Annotated in this window: 13 protein-coding genes and 1 tRNA gene; 10 read left to right on the top strand and 4 right to left on the bottom strand. The window is 68.0% G+C overall.

Annotated elements, in window-relative coordinates:
* Positions 1-20: 20 nt before the first annotated feature.
* From ABT340_RS29870 to ABT340_RS29880, 3 genes are all read left to right on the top strand, one after another.
* The gene (locus ABT340_RS29870) at positions 21-593 is read left to right on the top strand and encodes a 5-formyltetrahydrofolate cyclo-ligase (RefSeq protein ID WP_352014183.1); all 573 of its coding nucleotides are present in this window, start codon (positions 21-23) and stop codon (positions 591-593) included.
* A gap of 60 nt (positions 594-653) precedes the next feature.
* Positions 654-2,159 (top strand): potassium/proton antiporter, encoded by a 1,506-nt coding sequence (locus ABT340_RS29875; RefSeq protein WP_352014184.1) that lies wholly within the window; start codon positions 654-656, stop codon positions 2,157-2,159.
* Positions 2,160-2,278: 119 nt separating this feature from the next.
* Complete coding sequence (locus tag ABT340_RS29880) at positions 2,279-2,593, top strand: FmdB family zinc ribbon protein (protein ID WP_352014185.1); 315 nt, start codon at positions 2,279-2,281, stop codon at positions 2,591-2,593.
* 11 nt (positions 2,594-2,604) lie between these two features.
* Here ABT340_RS29880 and ABT340_RS29885 read toward each other — a convergent pair whose 3' ends face one another.
* On the bottom strand, positions 2,605-4,602 hold the full coding sequence (locus tag ABT340_RS29885) for an MFS transporter (RefSeq protein WP_352014186.1): 1,998 nt from the start codon (positions 4,600-4,602) through the stop codon (positions 2,605-2,607).
* A gap of 375 nt (positions 4,603-4,977) precedes the next feature.
* Here ABT340_RS29885 and ABT340_RS29890 point away from each other — a divergent pair, with 375 nt between their 5' ends.
* From ABT340_RS29890 to mscL, 3 genes are all read left to right on the top strand, one after another.
* A complete protein-coding gene (locus ABT340_RS29890; protein WP_352014187.1) occupies positions 4,978-5,787 on the top strand; it encodes an S-methyl-5'-thioadenosine phosphorylase in 810 nt (269 codons plus the stop codon).
* A 383-nt stretch (positions 5,788-6,170) separates the two neighbouring features.
* Positions 6,171-6,866: an SAF domain-containing protein gene (locus ABT340_RS29895; protein ID WP_352014188.1), complete on the top strand. Its 696-nt coding sequence runs from the start codon at positions 6,171-6,173 to the stop codon at positions 6,864-6,866.
* A gap of 61 nt (positions 6,867-6,927) precedes the next feature.
* Complete coding sequence (gene mscL / locus ABT340_RS29900; RefSeq protein WP_352014189.1) at positions 6,928-7,332, top strand: large conductance mechanosensitive channel protein MscL; 405 nt, start codon at positions 6,928-6,930, stop codon at positions 7,330-7,332.
* Between the two features lie 89 nt (positions 7,333-7,421).
* On the opposite strand, the gene ABT340_RS29905 is transcribed toward mscL, so the two are convergent.
* Positions 7,422-8,555, bottom strand: coding sequence for a D-alanyl-D-alanine carboxypeptidase family protein (locus ABT340_RS29905; RefSeq protein WP_352014190.1), 1,134 nt, complete (start codon positions 8,553-8,555; stop codon positions 7,422-7,424).
* Positions 8,556-9,669: 1,114 nt separating this feature from the next.
* Between ABT340_RS29905 and ABT340_RS29910 the strand changes: the two genes are divergently transcribed.
* Together ABT340_RS29910 and ABT340_RS29920 are read left to right on the top strand one after the other, a co-directional pair.
* Positions 9,670-9,742, top strand: a tRNA-Arg gene (locus ABT340_RS29910).
* Between the two features lie 996 nt (positions 9,743-10,738).
* A complete protein-coding gene (locus ABT340_RS29920; RefSeq protein ID WP_352014191.1) occupies positions 10,739-11,344 on the top strand; it encodes a thioredoxin domain-containing protein in 606 nt (201 codons plus the stop codon).
* Between the two features lie 317 nt (positions 11,345-11,661).
* Here the strand turns inward: ABT340_RS29920 and ABT340_RS29925 are convergent, their stop codons facing one another.
* Positions 11,662-12,051, bottom strand: coding sequence for a YunG family protein (locus ABT340_RS29925; RefSeq protein ID WP_352014192.1), 390 nt, complete (start codon positions 12,049-12,051; stop codon positions 11,662-11,664).
* A 491-nt stretch (positions 12,052-12,542) separates the two neighbouring features.
* Positions 12,543-12,791, bottom strand: a complete 249-nt coding sequence (locus ABT340_RS29930; protein WP_352014193.1) for a hypothetical protein — start codon at positions 12,789-12,791, stop codon at positions 12,543-12,545.
* A 91-nt stretch (positions 12,792-12,882) separates the two neighbouring features.
* On the opposite strand from ABT340_RS29930, the gene ABT340_RS29935 reads away from it, so the two are divergent.
* The gene (locus ABT340_RS29935) at positions 12,883-14,817 is read left to right on the top strand and encodes a primary-amine oxidase (RefSeq protein ID WP_352014194.1); all 1,935 of its coding nucleotides are present in this window, start codon (positions 12,883-12,885) and stop codon (positions 14,815-14,817) included.
* An 89-nt stretch (positions 14,818-14,906) separates the two neighbouring features.
* Positions 14,907-15,893, top strand: a complete 987-nt coding sequence (locus ABT340_RS29940; protein WP_352014195.1) for a sigma-70 family RNA polymerase sigma factor — start codon at positions 14,907-14,909, stop codon at positions 15,891-15,893.
* Positions 15,894-15,967 lie beyond the last annotated feature (74 nt).

The raw sequence follows: 15,967 nt of genomic DNA on the forward strand, positions 1-15,967 counted from the left end.
AAAACGATAGTGGAGGGGTTGTGGACAAGCCGAGGCTGCGGTCGGCGATCGGGGTCGCGCGCGCCGCGGTTTCCGAGGAAGACAGGCACACCGCCTCCGTCATGACGAGGGAGTCGCTGCTCGAACAGCCGTGGGTCCAGATGGCGGGGCTGGTGGCGTGTTACTGGTCGATCGGCACCGAGCCCTCGACCCACGGGCTCGTCTTCGCGCTGTGGAAGCACGGCGCCACCGTGATGCTTCCGGTGCTGCGTGAGGACGACGATCTCGACTGGGCTGTCTACGACGGTCCCGACACCCTCGCCCCCGGGCGTTTCGGGATCATGGAGCCGGTCGACACCCGGCGTGGCGTGGACGCCGTCAGGACCGCGGCCCTGGTGATCGTGCCCGCCCTGGCGGTAGACCGCTCCACCGGGGTGCGGCTCGGCCGCGGCGGTGGCTCCTATGACAGGGCCCTGGCCAGGGTCGGCCCGAATGTGCCCACGGTCGCCCTGCTCTACGCGAACGAGCTGCGGGAAGACGTCCCCGGAGAACCGCACGACATACCGGTTCGTTACGTCGCGCAACCAAATGGAATCACCCGAATTGTCCCTTGATGTGCCTAACGACTCTGTCCAATACGACACAATGGTCCCTGGAATCAGAGAGGGGACCGGATGGGGTTGGATGTCTGGCTGCTTCTCGGTGCGGGTGTCGTCATCGCGGCGATCGTCGCGGTACGGGTCGCCCACCGCAGCGGACTTCCCAGTCTCCTGATCTTCCTGGCCTTCGGTCTGCTCATCGGTGAGTCCGGCCTCGGGCTCCAGTTCGAGAACCCGGTGCTCGCCCAGCAGATGGGCCTGATCGCCCTGGCGGTGATCCTCGCCGAAGGTGGCCTGACCACCAACTGGAACCACGTACGGCGCTCCATTCCCACCGCGCTCGTGCTCGCGACCGTCGGGGTCGGGGTGAGCGTCGCCACCGTCGCCGCCGCGGTGCACACCCTGCTCGACATGGACTGGCGGACCTCGCTGCTGCTCGGCGCGGTCCTCGCCTCGACCGACGCCGCGGCGGTGTTCTCCGTACTGCGCCGCCTGCCCCTGCCCTCCCGGCTGGCGGGCGTCCTCGAAGCCGAGTCCGGGTTCAACGACGCGCCGACCGTCATCGCGGTCATGCTGCTGAGCGCCGCCGCCTCCCCCAGCCTGGGAGAGGCACTGCTCATGGTCGTCGTCGAACTGGCCGTCGGAGCGGTCGTCGGCCTGGCGGTCGGGCCGCTCGGTGTCTACGCGCTGCGCCGTATCGCGCTGCCGATCTCCGGCCTGTACCCGATCGCGGTGCTCGCGCTGGCGTTCGTCGCCTACGCGGGCGCCGTACTCCTGCACGGCAGCGGTTTCCTCGCGGTCTACCTGGCCACCCTGGTCATGGGCAACTCCCGGATGCCCCACCGCGCCTCGTCGAGGGGCTTCGCCGAGGGCGTCGCCTGGCTGGCCCAGATCGGCCTGTTCGTCATGCTCGGCATGCTGGCCAGCCCTTCCGAGATGCCGTCGGCGATCATTCCGGGCCTGGTCGCCGGACTGATCCTGGTCGCCGTCGCCAGGCCGCTCTCGATCGTTGTCTCCGCCCTGATCGTCAGGAGCGCGCGGATCGACCGGCTCAACTGGCGGGAACAGGCCTTCCTGTCCTGGGCGGGACTGCGCGGCGCGGTGCCCATCGTGCTGGCGACCATCCCCTGGGCGGCCAACTCGGTGCACAACGGCGTCGCGAAACTCGTGTTCAACGAGGTCTTCGTGATCGTCGTCGTCTACACGCTGCTGCAGGGGCCGACGCTGCCCTTCGTCGCCAAGGCCCTCGGCCTGTCGACACCGGACGAGGCACGTGACCTTGAGGTCGAGTCCGCTCCCCTTGAGGAACTCAACGCCGACCTGCTGCAGGTCAAGGTGCCGCCGACCTCCAAGCTCCACGGCGTCGAGGTCTTCGAGCTACGGTTGCCGACCGACGCCCAGGTCACCCTGATCGTCAGGGACGGCAGGACGTTCGTTCCCTCGGACTCGACGAGGATCAGGATCGACGACCAACTCCTGATCGTGACGACCGCGGCCTGCAGGGAAACGGTCGAGCGCAGGATGAAGGCGATCAGCCGCCGGGGCAAGCTGGCGGGCTGGTTCGGCGAGCGGGGCAGCTGATCCATTCATTCCCACCCGGAATGCGACAGATCCGACTCGCGTTTATGCTTGTCGGCTGCCTATCATTAGCAGTCGCGTCAGTAGAGTGCCAGACGGCGCGGATCGAAGGAGGAGGAACGGTGCCCACCTACCAGTACGCCTGCAGCGCATGCGGCAACGAGTTCGACATCGTCCAGAAGTTCTCAGACGACGCGCTCACCGAGTGCCCGTCCTGTGCCGGTGAGCTGCGCAAGGTGTTCTCCGCGGTCGGCATCGTGTTCAAGGGCTCCGGCTTCTACCGGACCGACAGCAGGTCCTCCTCGACCAGCACGGTGAGCTCTTCCTCGACGTCCGCCTCCTCCGGCTCGTCCGGAGAGTCGAAGTCAAGCGAGTCCAAGCCGAGCGAGTCCAAGCCCGCCGCCGCCGCCGGCACCCCGGCTCCCGCGGCCTCCTAGCGCGGCACCCGTCACGCTCCGGCGGCTCCTCGGGGGCGGTCGGAGGCCGAGCCGAGCATCTCGTGGGGCAGCCTGTCCAGCAGCTCACGAAGCCCTGGATGCCGCGCGGGGTCCCAGTCGTCGATCATCCGCCGCAGCCCCTCGCGGGCCTCGGCGACAAGTGCCCCGGCCACCCGTTCACCGGCCGGGGTCAGTTCAAGGCGCCCGCCGCCGTCGGTACGGCGGGCCAGCCCTCGCGTGACGAGCAGATCCGCGTACGGCCTGCCCCTCTCGACCGTGACCCTCGCCCGTTCGGCGAGTTCCACGCTTTTCTGACCGCCCCCGGTGCCCAATCTGGCGATCAGCCACACCGAACCCGGCGGCAGGTCGAGACCGGCCGTCTCCCCGAGACGGCGGTAGTAGTCCCGGCGCATGTCCGCGTCGGCCAGTCGCCACAGCCCGCGTTCCACCTCGCGCAACGAGGAACGCTGCGCGGACACCGCGCCGTAGCACTCCCCCAGGTCCACGGGCCTGGTGGTCTCGCGCAACGGCACCTCGGGCAGCAGCCAGGCCGCTGCGAAGGCCACCAGCGCGACGGGCGCGGTGTACAGGAACACCCCGGCGATCGCGTCCGAGTAGGCCGCCAGGAACGCCGCCATGGCCCCGGGCTCCAGCCTCCTGACGGCCGTCGGATCCGACTGGACCGCCGTGGCGACCCCCGGCGGGAGCCGTACGGTCCGCGACAGCCGTACGAGGTCGTCGGTCAGCCGTGAGGCGAAGACCGTGCCCGCGACGGCGACGCCGAAGGAACCGCCGATGGAGCGGAAGAAGGTGACCCCCGAGGTGGCCACTCCCAGGTCCTCGAAACCGACGGCGTTCTGCACCACGATCACCAGCACCTGCATCACCAGGCCGATGCCGACGCCCAGTACGAGCAGGTAGACGCTCAGTTCGAGGACCGGGATGTCCACCCGGACCCGGGAGAGCAGGCAGAGCCCGAGCGTGGTGACCGCGCCGCCCGCGATCGGGAAGACCTTGTACCTCCCGGTCCGGGTGATGATCTGACCGCTGACGATCGAGGTCACCAGCATGCCCGCCATCATCGGCAGCAGGTGGATGCCGGACCACGTGGGCGAGACCCCCTGCACGACCTGGAGGAACAGCGGCATGTAGGTGAGCGAGCCGAACATCGCGAAGCCCACGGCGAAGCCGATCAGCGACGCCACGCCGAAGGCCCTCGACCGGAACAGATGGGGCGGCAGCACGGGCTCCCTGGCCCGGTTCTCCACCCGCCACCAGAGGGCCAGCAGGAGCGCCGCCACCAGCACCAGGCCGACGACGACCGGGTGGGTCCAGGGGTAGACGGTGCCGCCCCAGGTCGTCACCAGCACCAGACAGGCGGCGGCCGAACCGAGCAGGACGATGCCGAGATGGTCGATGACGTGGTGGGTCCGTTCCGTGTCCTGGGGCAGCGCGGAGGAGATGACGGCGAACGCCACAACCCCGACCGGCAGGTTGACGTAGAAGACCCAGTGCCAGGACAGACGGTCGACGAACAGGCCGCCGAGCAGCGGCCCCGCGACGCTGGAGACGGCGAAGACCGCGCCGAAGAACCCCTGGTATCTCCCACGCTCCCTGGCCGGCACGACGTCCCCGACGATCGCCTGGGCCAGCACCATGAGCCCGCCCCCGCCGAGCCCCTGCAGGGCGCGGAAGCCGATCAGCTGTCCCATGTTCCGCGACAGGCCGCACAGCGCGGAGCCGACGAGGAAGATGACGACGGCGGCCTGGAAGAGTCCCTTCCTGCCGTACTGGTCGCCGAGTTTGCCCCACAACGGCGTCGAGACCGTCGAGGCCAGCATGTAGGCCGTGACCACCCAGGAAAGCTCCCCGAGGCCGCCGAGGTCGGCCACGATCGTCGGAAGCGCGGTGGCGACGATGGTCTGGTCGAGGGCGGCGAGCAACATGCCCAGCATGAGCGCCCCGATGACGAGCCCCACCCCGGCCCCCGTACGGCGCGCGACATCCATGCCGTTCCCCTACCCACGGCTCTTGTTTCCGTACGGCATGCCCCGGCAGGGATCAGCCAGGTTTGTTCGTCCGGGCCATGTCTGTCCCGGCGGCGCCCGTCGTGTCCGGCCCCTCACGGTTGTCGGATCGCCCCGGTGGGAGCGGCTTTACGACAGGACCTTGTTGAACCGTTTCCGCGACGCTTTCACCTGGATCATGGGCTTTTATGTGACCCACCGCCCTTGACCGTTTTCATAGCGGGTTTCACGATCCATGACGCTGTTGTCCAGGATTACGGCCCGGTTTTCCACAGGGAGAATGTGCTGTTCTCCAGTTATCCACAGGACGCGCATGGGCCTCCTCAACGGCTCGCCGATAACGCTAATCTCGGCGCCATGGTCACCAAAGCGGACATCGGAGTCATCGGCGGCTCAGGCTTCTACTCTCTGCTCGACGACGCGGCAGAGGTCGAGGTAAGCACCCCCTACGGCCCGCCCAGCGACGTCATCACCGTCGGCCGGATCGGATCGCGGTCGGTCGCCTTCCTGCCCAGGCACGGCCGCGACCACCGTTTCGCCCCTCACCTCATCCCCTACCGCGCCAACCTGTGGGCCCTGCGCTCCCTGGGTGTCCGCCAGGTTCTGGCCCCCAGCGCGGTCGGTTCCCTGCGTCCCGAGCTCGGCCCCGGCACCCTGGTCGTTCCCGACCAACTCGTCGACCGCACCCTGGGACGCACCCAGACCTACTACGACACCGGCGGCGTCGTTCACGTCTCCTTCGCCGATCCCTACTGCCCCCTGGGGCGCACGGCGGCCATCGAGACCGCCCGGTCCTCCGGGTGGGAGCTGGCCAAGGACGGCACGCTGGTGGTCATCGAGGGCCCTCGGTTCTCCACCCGCGCCGAGTCCCGCTGGTTCACCTCCAACGGCTGGACGATCGTCGGCATGACCGGCTCCCCCGAGGCGGTCCTCGCCCGTGAGCTGGCCATGTGCTACACCACGCTGTCCCTGGTCACCGATCACGACGCCGGCGTCGAGGTGGGTGAAGGGGTCACCCACGAGGAGGTCCTGGCCTTCTTCTCCACCAACATCAACCGGATGCGCTCCCTGGTCGCCGACGTCGTCACCGCCCTGCCCGAAGAGCGCGCCTGTCCCTGTCCCAACACTCTGAACGGCCTGTCCCTCCCCTTCGAGCTCCCCGGCTGACCAAGATCTCCTACGGCAGGCGCCCGGCTTCCGTGCCGGGCCTGCCGTACGGCACCGCCCGTCCGCTCTGTTCGGCTGTTCCAGACACCACTGCCCGAGACGACACATCTCCGTACGGCGAGACCCGGCCGCTCAGCCGACCCGCGTACTCCTCGGTCCCGTCCAGCATCGCCTCGCTCCGCGAGAGGTGCCCCGCACCACTCCCGAGGCCGCGTTCCCCGCCTCCGGTGCCTCAGAAGGTCTTTCCTCCCGCGGCCTCTCACCGGCTCCCAGCACGTCGACGCCTCCCGCCTTCGGCTCTTCCGGCGTCCTCTCCCGCCGTCTCACCCACTGATGTCCGGTCGTTCCGACGACCGGATCTTCGACCACCCCTGGAGTCAGACATGCGCGTCCTCCGCGATCCTGCCGGTCCCCCGGCTCGGTCTCCCGCCCGCCCTCGCGCCCCCTCCGCTCCCGGCTCCCCCGTCCGTGGCGTGGACGCCCTGCTCCGTTTCGGAGGGCGTCGTCATCGGATCGTCGCGGCCCTCGTCGCCGCGTCGGCGATGGCCTGCGCCCTGGTCGGACTGAGGCCCGGCAGTGCGTCGGTGACCGTGCTCACCGCAGCCAGGGATCTTCCCGGAGGGGCGCTGGGCGCCTCCGACCTGAGAGCGGTCGCCATGCGGCCCGAGACCGTCCCCGACGGCGCGCTGAAACCCGGCGCGCCGATCGTCGGCAGGGTCCTGACCGGTCCCGTGCGACGAGGGGAGCCGCTGACGAACGTCCGTCTGCTGGGTCCCGGCCTGCTGTCCGCCCGGGGGCCGGGGACGGTCGCCACCCCTGTCCGGGTCGCGGACCCTCAGACGGCGCGCCTGCTGTCCGCCGGCGACGTCGTGAACGTGCTCGCCACCCCCTCCTCCTGGGACGGCGCCGCCCCCGCCCGGACCGTGGCCGAGGGGGTCACCGTACTGGCCACGCCTGGAGGAGAGGCGGACCAGGGCGCGCTCGTGGTGCTGGCCACCTCATCGGTACAGGCCGCCGAGCTGGCGTCCGCCCAGGTGGGTGGTCACCTCTCGATCACCATCAACCCTCACATAAAGTAATGTGACAGATACTCAAGGTGATGACATGGATGCCGGCTGAGCGCATGGACGAGGGGGAACCATGATCAACGGATTCAAGAACTTCCTGCTACGGGGCAACGTGATCGACCTCGCCGTCGCGGTGATCATCGGCGCCGCCTTCACGGCGATCGTGAACTCCTTCGTCAGCGACATCCTCACGCCGTTGATAGCCGCCATCGGCGGGCGTCCCGACTTCTCCGCGCTCACCCTGCGCATCGGCGGGGGCGAGATCAAGTACGGCCTCTTCCTCAACGCCCTGATCTCGTTCCTGATCGTGGCGGCCGTCATCTACTTCCTCATCGTCAGCCCCTACGAGAAGCTCTCCTCCAGGTTCGCCAGGCGGGAGGAGAGCAGCCTGCGCGACTGCCCCGAATGCCTCTCCGAGATCCCCCGGGCCGCCGTCCGCTGCTCCCAGTGCACCGCCCAGGTCACCCCTGTCCGCTGATCACGAAAGGCACCGGTCATGAAGGGCACCTGCCCTAAAGAGCTCTGGTCGCGAAAGGCGCGCCATGGCTTCGCGACCACGTCGCAGCCCTACAGCAGGGAGCCAAGCTTCGGGTCGTACTCCCAGTGCCAAGGCTCAAAAGGACTGACATACGCCCATTTCGGATGCATCCAGCCGTACTTCTTGCTGTTGGCCTCCAGCCAGTTGAACTCGGCCGACCGGAACCGCTCCACGCCCCCGCACAGGTCCACGGCGAGCCCGAGACCGTGGTTGCTGCGACCGGGCACGGCGGCGAATCCGGGCCTGCGGTAGTAGACGGACTGCTGTTCGGCCAGGCTCCGATAGCTGTCCGTCACGCACATGTGCTTGCCGAACCTCTGCCGGTAGGCCTCGTTCAGGCTGATGAACGCCAACGCCGCGTCGGCCCGTAGCTGGTTGCCCTGTTGCTGGAGCGGACAGAGATAGGCCTTGGGGATCAGGCCGTTGGGGAAGTCCTCCAGCGAGGTCGCCCTCGTCGGATCACACCCCCCCACGGGGTTGCCCGACCTGTTGACCTTGACCCCCAGTTTCACCAGTGCCTGCGTCAGCGATTTCACGATCTTGGAGGAGCGGTCCCTGAGAGTCTGGATCTCGGCGTTCATCTGCGCTTCCGCCAGAAGGGTGCTCGCCCGGAGTTCCTGGGCCTCCCCCGCCAGGCGCTCCTTCTCCGCCTGCAGACGGGCGCCGTCCCCAAGGACCTGGTTGCGTTCGGCCGCGATCTGGTTGATGTCGGCCATGGCTCTGAGGGTGGAGGCGTCGGCGTCACCGGCCAGGAAGAAAAGGGCATCGCCCCCGAGGGGACGCTGGTAGAGCTGACCGATCAGGTCCGACAACGGCTGTCGTAGCTGTGCGAAGGCCCGCTCCGCGACCTGCAACTCACGGAGCTTGGCGGCCAGTTCCTTCTCCGAAGCCTGGATCTTGGCACGCCTCTGCTCCAGCGCCTTTGTCGCGCTCTCCAGCTCCTTGGCTGCTTTCTCCGCCTCACGCCGCAGCTCGGTGAGGTTGACGGGTGCGCGAAGGGTTCCAGTCGGGGTGACCCGCGTTTTCCCTGCGAGGGTGGTCGACTTACCGGCGGCGACCGACTGGGCCTTCGTCTGCGTCGGATTCGCGGTAGCCACCCCCGGGACGAGGGAAGACATCGCCGCGACGACGACGATCAGGCCCGCCGATCGACGAGGTGGCACGTTCGACCCCTCCGTTTGCGAACTCGTGACCTGGGTCAGGCACGCACGTTACTACAGTCAACCAAGTGCCTGGGTCGGACTCAGTACAGCTGATATGCGTCAAACACCCCATTTGACCATCTGGTGGCTCAGGTCTTGTTGCGCATCTCTTCTACGCAGACCTCCCACAACCAGGTGTTCCGCCACTCCTTGGGGCACTCGAATCTGTCGTTTGACGGTTCGGGGCGCGGAGGCTTCTGGACAGGCCGTCGCACCGGCGGAGCCGGACGCTCCTTTCTGATCACACGAGTCGGGGGAGGCGGCTTGGCGACCCCCGCGGAGCGCGCCTTCGGGACGGCCACCGGCGGTACCCGCCTCCCGTAGACGCGGACGAGCCCATGCCGATGCGGGATGCCTCTCGGTCCCAGGACCGTACTCGGCGAGCCGGCCTCCGGCCGCTGGAGTGCGCCCGGGGGAACGGTCTCGGCCCTGCGCACCACATCCCGCACCGGTGCGATCGTGACGGGCACCAGGGCGATGGCGCGCGACGAACCACCGTTTCCCTCCTCCTCTGTCACTCCCCAAACCCCAAGTGCCTGCCTCGCCGCCTTCACCCTTTCCACGTAGGACTCACGGCGGCCACGATCATGAGCCCGAGCGAGCGCCCAGTCCTTCTCGTGCCTCAAGGCTCTGCCGATGTCACCGAGCCCTCGAAAGGCGGGTTGTGTGTCGAAGCCCTCGAAACCCTTACGGATGCCATGAAACCCATGGGCATGAGACTCGTGGGGGATATGAGGACCACGAGGCAGGCCACCACGGAACTGTCCTCCGGCGACCCCGCGAGAACCTGTCCGGTATCCGGTGAGTTCCGCCACCAGCAGGCCTATCGCCAGAAGCACGGGCGCCAGCATCGCCCCGCACAGCACGAGCAGCTGCAACGCTCGGTGCCCGTGGATTCGCTTCCGTTGCCCGTCCGTCACGGAGTGTGACACTAGGCGTCGCCGCTCCGGCGACACTCGTCCACTTGCCGCCCTTTTACCGCAGCTCAGCGAACCGATAACCCGGCGATCGCCGCCAACTCCCCCTCCGGGCGCGCATCCACTCCACACTTTCGCTACTCTTATGGAGAGTCCCTGCCTCCGTAGCTCAGGGGATAGAGCACCGCTCTCCTAAAGCGGGTGTCGCATGTTCGAATCATGCCGGGGGCACTCTTCTTCCAGCGGGTACACGCTCGACCTGTGGCTGGGCCCACCCGGGCGGGTCACGTCCACGCCGATGGCGCGTGATCCTGTTTCTACAAATTAAGCGGGTTGTGGGCCGGTACACCGTCCGCGACGAGGCGCATCCGGCACCTGGTGAGCCCATCGAACCCCAGGTGGCGGCGGGCCCCCGCCCATCGGCCTGCTCGGTCAAAACCGTACCGACAAGCCGGACGGTCACCGCCCGGTCGAGGAAGATCCCGACCACGTTGGTGGGGCGGACCTCCTTGTTCAACCGCCCCGCGGGTTGTTCGACCAGGCCTGCCATCAGGCCTCGTTCGAGAAGGCGGCCGCGCGTGGTCCAGGCGCCCACACGCGACTGGCTACCCGGCCTCCAAGGCCTCGATGGCCCAGGCCTGCTGGACGCACATCCGCTCGACGGCGGGCCGGTCGAAGACAGCGCACGCCAGAGTCGCCGCTCGCGGCGGTCGGCGCGTTCATCGGTCCGCTCACCGCGTCCGGCGCCACAGGACATTGGCATCGGCCGACATCGGCGTCTCGGCCATGGTCTTCGCCATGGATCGCAACAGGTCCGGATCGCCGGTCTCGATCTGCCGCGCCGGCCATCGCCTGGTTCAAGTTTCGAACTTGGTCTTCGCCACTCGAAGGATCACGTGACGGCCGTCCTCACTCAGGGCACCGCGCCATCCAGCCGGAAAACTCACACACCGCCTCTGTGGAGACGACCACCGGCCTCCTCCATATCAAGCACGGTTTGCGCGGGAGGACAGAGGAACCATCTCATATCGCCTTTCGAGCGACCTGCCACATCCAATCATCATAATATGTTATGTTACCCTCCCTAAAATCGTGGCCTAGGGGGTTATATCGGTGAAGCGCTGGAAAAGAGGACTGGTTCCTGCGCTTCTCGTAGCGGTACTGGCAGTGACATGGGCCCAATCCGGGGAATCCGGCAGTGAGCGGGCCAAGGCATCCTACGCGTCCTTGAGCGAAGTACCGCAGAAGCTGGAAAAGGACGGCACGACGGTCTCGATCGGTGATCCCAACGCGACCGTCACCGTCCATCTGTATGAAGATCCGCGCTGCCCGGTCTGCGAGGAATTCGAGCTGACGGGCGGTGGACCGGTCCTGCGGAACTGGGTCCTGCAGCGGAAAGCGAAAGCCGAATACACGCTGGCCTCTTTCCTGGATGATCGACTGGGCGGCAATGGCTCGAAAAGAGCCGTCAACGCCCTCCGAGCCGCCCTTGAGGTCGGGAAGTTCGCCGAGTACCACGCGGTCCTCTACGCGCACCAGCCCGATGAGCTGAACGACGGCTTTACCGAGGCACGGCTACTCGAACTGGCCTCTCTGGTCGACGGGCTCCGAAGCCCGTCCTTCGACACAGCCGTGAAAGGGATGAGGCACCAGGACTTCATTACAAGATCGCAACAGCAGTACCAGCAGGCGGGCACATATGAAGGCCGGCCGGGCCCGGGAACTCCCGCCGTAGACATCAACGGCAGACGGGTTCCCGACGAGGACTTCGAGGCCATCTTCGACGAAGAAGGCTTCGCCTCGCTCCTCAGCATGGCCGAACCGGCGTCATAGCGAGCCTGCCTGGTTCCGTCACGGGCGGCACACGGAGTGATCCTGAAGGTGCTCGCCCACTTCGCCGCTGTTTTCCAAGCGTTCCATCCGCATGGATCCCCCGGCCCGGCACCGGCATCACGTTCGGATCATCCTTACCGCGGACGTCGTCGGCGAACGGCCCTCGGGCCCGCGGGCGATCGGGCTCGGCGGGGGCACCTGGCCGGACCAGGATCACGAGGAGAACCACACCGTCGCCGACGTCCTTGAGGGCGAACGGGAAGCCCCGGTGCGCGCCGGTGGCCGATCGCGGAGACCCACGCCTGTCGGCGTATTCCTCAGGCGGGTCGCGACGGGGCCAGGGCGGTGAACACCCGTTGGCGCAGCAGTTCGTACTGTTCGCGGCACCGGCGGGGTGGGCCCGGTGGCCGATGCTGTACATGGCCGCCGACAACGACCTCGCCGGAGCCGAACTGGTCGGAGGTGAAGTCAACCTCGGTGCCGTCAGGCAGCCGGTTCCAGTAGTGGTTCCAGGCCTTGGCCCCGTCGACATGGACCTCGCCAAGGATCAGGTCTCCGCCGAGCAGGTCCTGAACCACCAGTGCCGTCGTGCCGCACTGGCTTCTCGCCGGGTTGTCCGGCCGCCACTGTTCACGGCCCACCGGATCACAGGTGTCGGGTCCCCATGCGGCTCTCAGCAACGGCCGCAGCAGTTCCGCGTTCAGCATCCTGGGAGTGTTGCAGAGAGGTACGACAAATCCGTTGACCGGCCGACGGGGCCGCGGCCGACTTGGGATCCTCCGCTTCCGCATGCGGCATTGACCTCAACCGCGACCGTGGCGCCCTGACCCTCCACGGCACCGGAACACCCCACAACCGCGACCATGGCACCCGTTCTCTCTGTCACGTCATGCGCAGAACCAGATAACGGCACGAAGACCAGAAGGGCGATCACCGAGTTCGCCGGAAATCCGCCGACCGACGGGGAGCACAGGTCCGCGTCGCGCTCGGTACACGCGCGGAGGCACGCCGACCCGGCGGCGAGCACTCCGGCGCCTTCGTGTCCGGCCGAGTCACCTTGGCCTCAGCGCGGCGGGATCCGCCGGGGCGGCCGACGCCCGGCCTCCTTTGTCCGCATACGGCCATGAGGACAGCCCGACGAAAGAGGGGAGAATTCCTGCCGGAACCTCGATCAGCCAACCATCACGAATGGGACTTTTCACATAAAAACGGCTGATATCAATGGGCATTTTCCTTTTCGGTGCGCCCAATCCGCCCACAACAATCCTGTCAGTTCGGCCACATTTTTGGCACTGGCGCCCATCACGCCCCATTGATAAATGTTGCTCACCAGGCCGCTCTTTCCAGGGTCTGCCATGTGGATCGCCCCCTGGAAACCGTTCCAGAAGCCCGGAGACAGGCCCGGAGGCGGGTTCTTCCCACTGAACGCGGCAGCCCAGGAATGCACGCGTGCGCTCCCTGCGACGGAACACGAGACGTCGAGGGCGTCGAGCCGAGCGGCTCGACGCGAACCACCCAGAGAGGATTCCGTAGCCACCATGACCACCCCGGTTTCCAGCCTCACCGCGACCGAGATCGAGCGGACCACCGCCCTGGTACGCGAAGCCGGTCTGGCCGGCGAGAGCGTCCGCTTCGTCTACGTCGGCCTGCTCGAACCGCACAAGCAGGAGGTGCTCGCCTTCCAGGCGGGCACCGGGCCCAGGCCCGACCGCCGGGCACGGGTGCTGCTGCTCGACACCGCGACCGGTGACGCCCGGGACGTGACCGTCGACCTCACCGCCGACGTGGTGGCCGCGATCGTCGACGTCGACGGTTCCCACGGCGGGATGCCGATCCTGGCCGAGGAGTTCATGGCGGTCGACGGGATCCTCGCCCAGGACCCGGCCTGGGTCGACGCGCTGGCCAAGCGTGACCTGACCCCCGAGCAGGTGAGATGCGCACCGCTCTCGGCCGGTGCCTTCGGCCTGCCCGGTGAGGAGGGCAAACGGATCATCCGGGTGCTCTGCTTCGCCCTGCTCGACCCCGACGCTCACGTCTGGGCGCACCCGGTGGACGGGTTGAGCGCCTACGTCGACCTGATCGCGAGGAAGGCGACCGAGATCATCGACATCGGCGTCTTCCCGCTGCCGGAGGAACGGAGCAGGTTCCACCTCCCGCAGGGGCGCCCGGCGCCGTTGGAGACCCTGAGGCCCATCGAGATCACCCAGCCGGAGGGGCCGTCGTTCCAGGTCGAGGGTGACCGGATCACCTGGGCGAACTGGTCCTTCACCTTCGGGTTCGACGCCCGTGAGGGTCTGGTGCTCCACCAGTTGTCCTACGCCGACCCCGACCACGACGGCGAGGTCCGGCCGATCGTCTACCGCGCCTCCATCGCCGAGATGGTGGTGCCGTACGGCGATCCGGCTCCGGTCCGGTTCTGGCAGAACTACTTCGACACCGGTGAGTACCTCTTCGGCCGGTTCGCGAACTCGCTCACCCTGGGCTGCGACTGTCTCGGCGAGATCCACTACGTCGACGTCGACCTGGCCGACGAGACCGGCGACGTGCGGCGCATCCCCAACGCGATCTGCCTGCACGAGGAGGACCACGGCACGCTGTGGAAGCACACCGACATCTACACCCCGAACTCCGCCGAGGTCCGCCGCCAGCGCCGCCTGGTGATCTCGTTCTTCACCACGATCGGCAACTACGACTACGGCTTCTACTGGTACCTCTACCTCGACGGCAGGATCGAGTGTGAGGCCAAGCTCACCGGCATCCTCTTCACCTCGGCCTACCGCGGGCTGCAGGAGTGGCCCTACGCCGGAGAGGTCGCCCCGGGTCTGGGCGCACCGTTCCACCAGCACCTGTTCAGTGCCCGCCTCGACATGATGGTGGACGGTGTCCGGAACGCGGTCGACGAGGTCGACGCGGTCCGGGTGCCGGTCTCTCCGGAGAATCCGTACGGCAACGCCTTCGGCCACGCCCGCACCCGGATCGTGAGCGAGGCCGAGGGGGTGCGCAGCGCGGACGCCTCCGTCGGGCGGTCATGGCACGTGGTGAGCACCGAGCGCACCAACCGGCTCGGACAGCCGACCGGCTACGTGCTGCGCTCCGAGCAGCACCCGACCCTGCTGGCGGACCCGTCCTCGTCGATCGCCGCGCGGGCGGCGTTCACCACCCGGGATCTGTGGATCACCCGGTACGCGCCCGAGGAGCGGTACCCGGCCGGCGAGTTCGTCAACCAGAACCCCGGCGGGGACGGCCTGCCGGCGTACGTGGCGGGTGACCGGCCCCTGGACGGCGAGGACGTCGTGCTGTGGCACACCTTCGGCGTGACCCACTTCCCGCGGCCCGAGGACTGGCCGGTGATGCCGGTCGACCACACCGGATTCTCGCTGACGCCGTACGGGTTCTTCGACCGCAACCCCACGCTGAACGTGCCCGCCAACACGGCCAAGCACTGCGACGGACACCATCACTCCGAAGAGTGATCACCAAATGGTGACATATCCGCCCATGGCGTAGTGTCGCCGCAGTCGCCAGGTACGGCGATTGCGGCGGCAGTGGGACGGGGCGTGGCGTGGTGGGGGAAGAGGGCTTCGACCGGCGGGTCGAACCGTTCCGGGCGGAACTGCTGGCCTACTGCTACCGAATGCTCGGCTCGGCCCACGACGCGGAGGACCTGGTCCAGGACACGTACCTGAGGGCGTGGCGGGCGCGGGAGCAGTACGACGACACTCGCAGCTCGCTGCGCACCTGGCTCTACCGGATCGCGACGAACGTCTGCCTGACCGCCCTGGAGGTTCGCGGTCGTCGGCCGCTGCCCTCGGGGCTGGTCGCCGCCTCCGACCCGCTCGCACCGTTCGTCCAGGGAGAGCACGCCACCTGGCTCCAGCCCCTGCCGGACTCGTCACTGGAGGCGGGTGACCCGGCCGGGACCGTGATCGACCGCAGCAGCCTGCGTCTGGCGTTCGCCTCCGCCCTGCAACACCTGTCGGCCCGGCAGCGCGGCGCGCTGATCCTGCGTGAGGTGCTCGGCTTCTCCGCCGCCGAGGCGGCGGAGATCCTCGGCACCACCGTCGTGTCGGTGAACAGCTCCCTGCAGCGGGCGCGTACCCGCATGAAGGAGATCGGCGACCTGCGGGAACGGGTCAGCGAGCCGTCCGCGACCGAGCAGCGCGCCTGGATCGAGCGTTACATGAAGGCCTTCGAGCTCGCCGACGTCGAAGGCCTCAAACGGCTGCTCACCGAGGACGTCATCATGGAGATGCCGCCGATGCTCAACTGGTTCTCCGGCCGCGGCAACTACGGCCTGTTCATGGAGTGGGTCTTCGAGAAGGCCGGGAAGGACTGGCTCCTCAAGGGGGTCACGGCCAACGGCGGCCAGCCCGGCTTCGCCGCCTACCGGCGTGTCGGCGACGGGTACGGCCTGCACACGCTCCAGATCTTCACCGTCGTCGGCGGGGGCATCACCCGGAACTCGGTGTTCCAGGACCCCGCCGTCTACGCGACCTTCGGTCTGGCGGCCAGGCTCGACGACGAGGGACGCGCCGTCGCCGGGGTCTGATCGGGCCCCGGCCCGTGCGCCGAAAACGTCCCGGCGTCTTCTGCGCGCCGGCGCGATGAGTTCCGACCTCACCG

Source organism: Streptosporangium sp. NPDC000239 (assembly GCF_040300765.1).
Lineage (GTDB): Bacteria > Actinomycetota > Actinomycetes > Streptosporangiales > Streptosporangiaceae > Streptosporangium.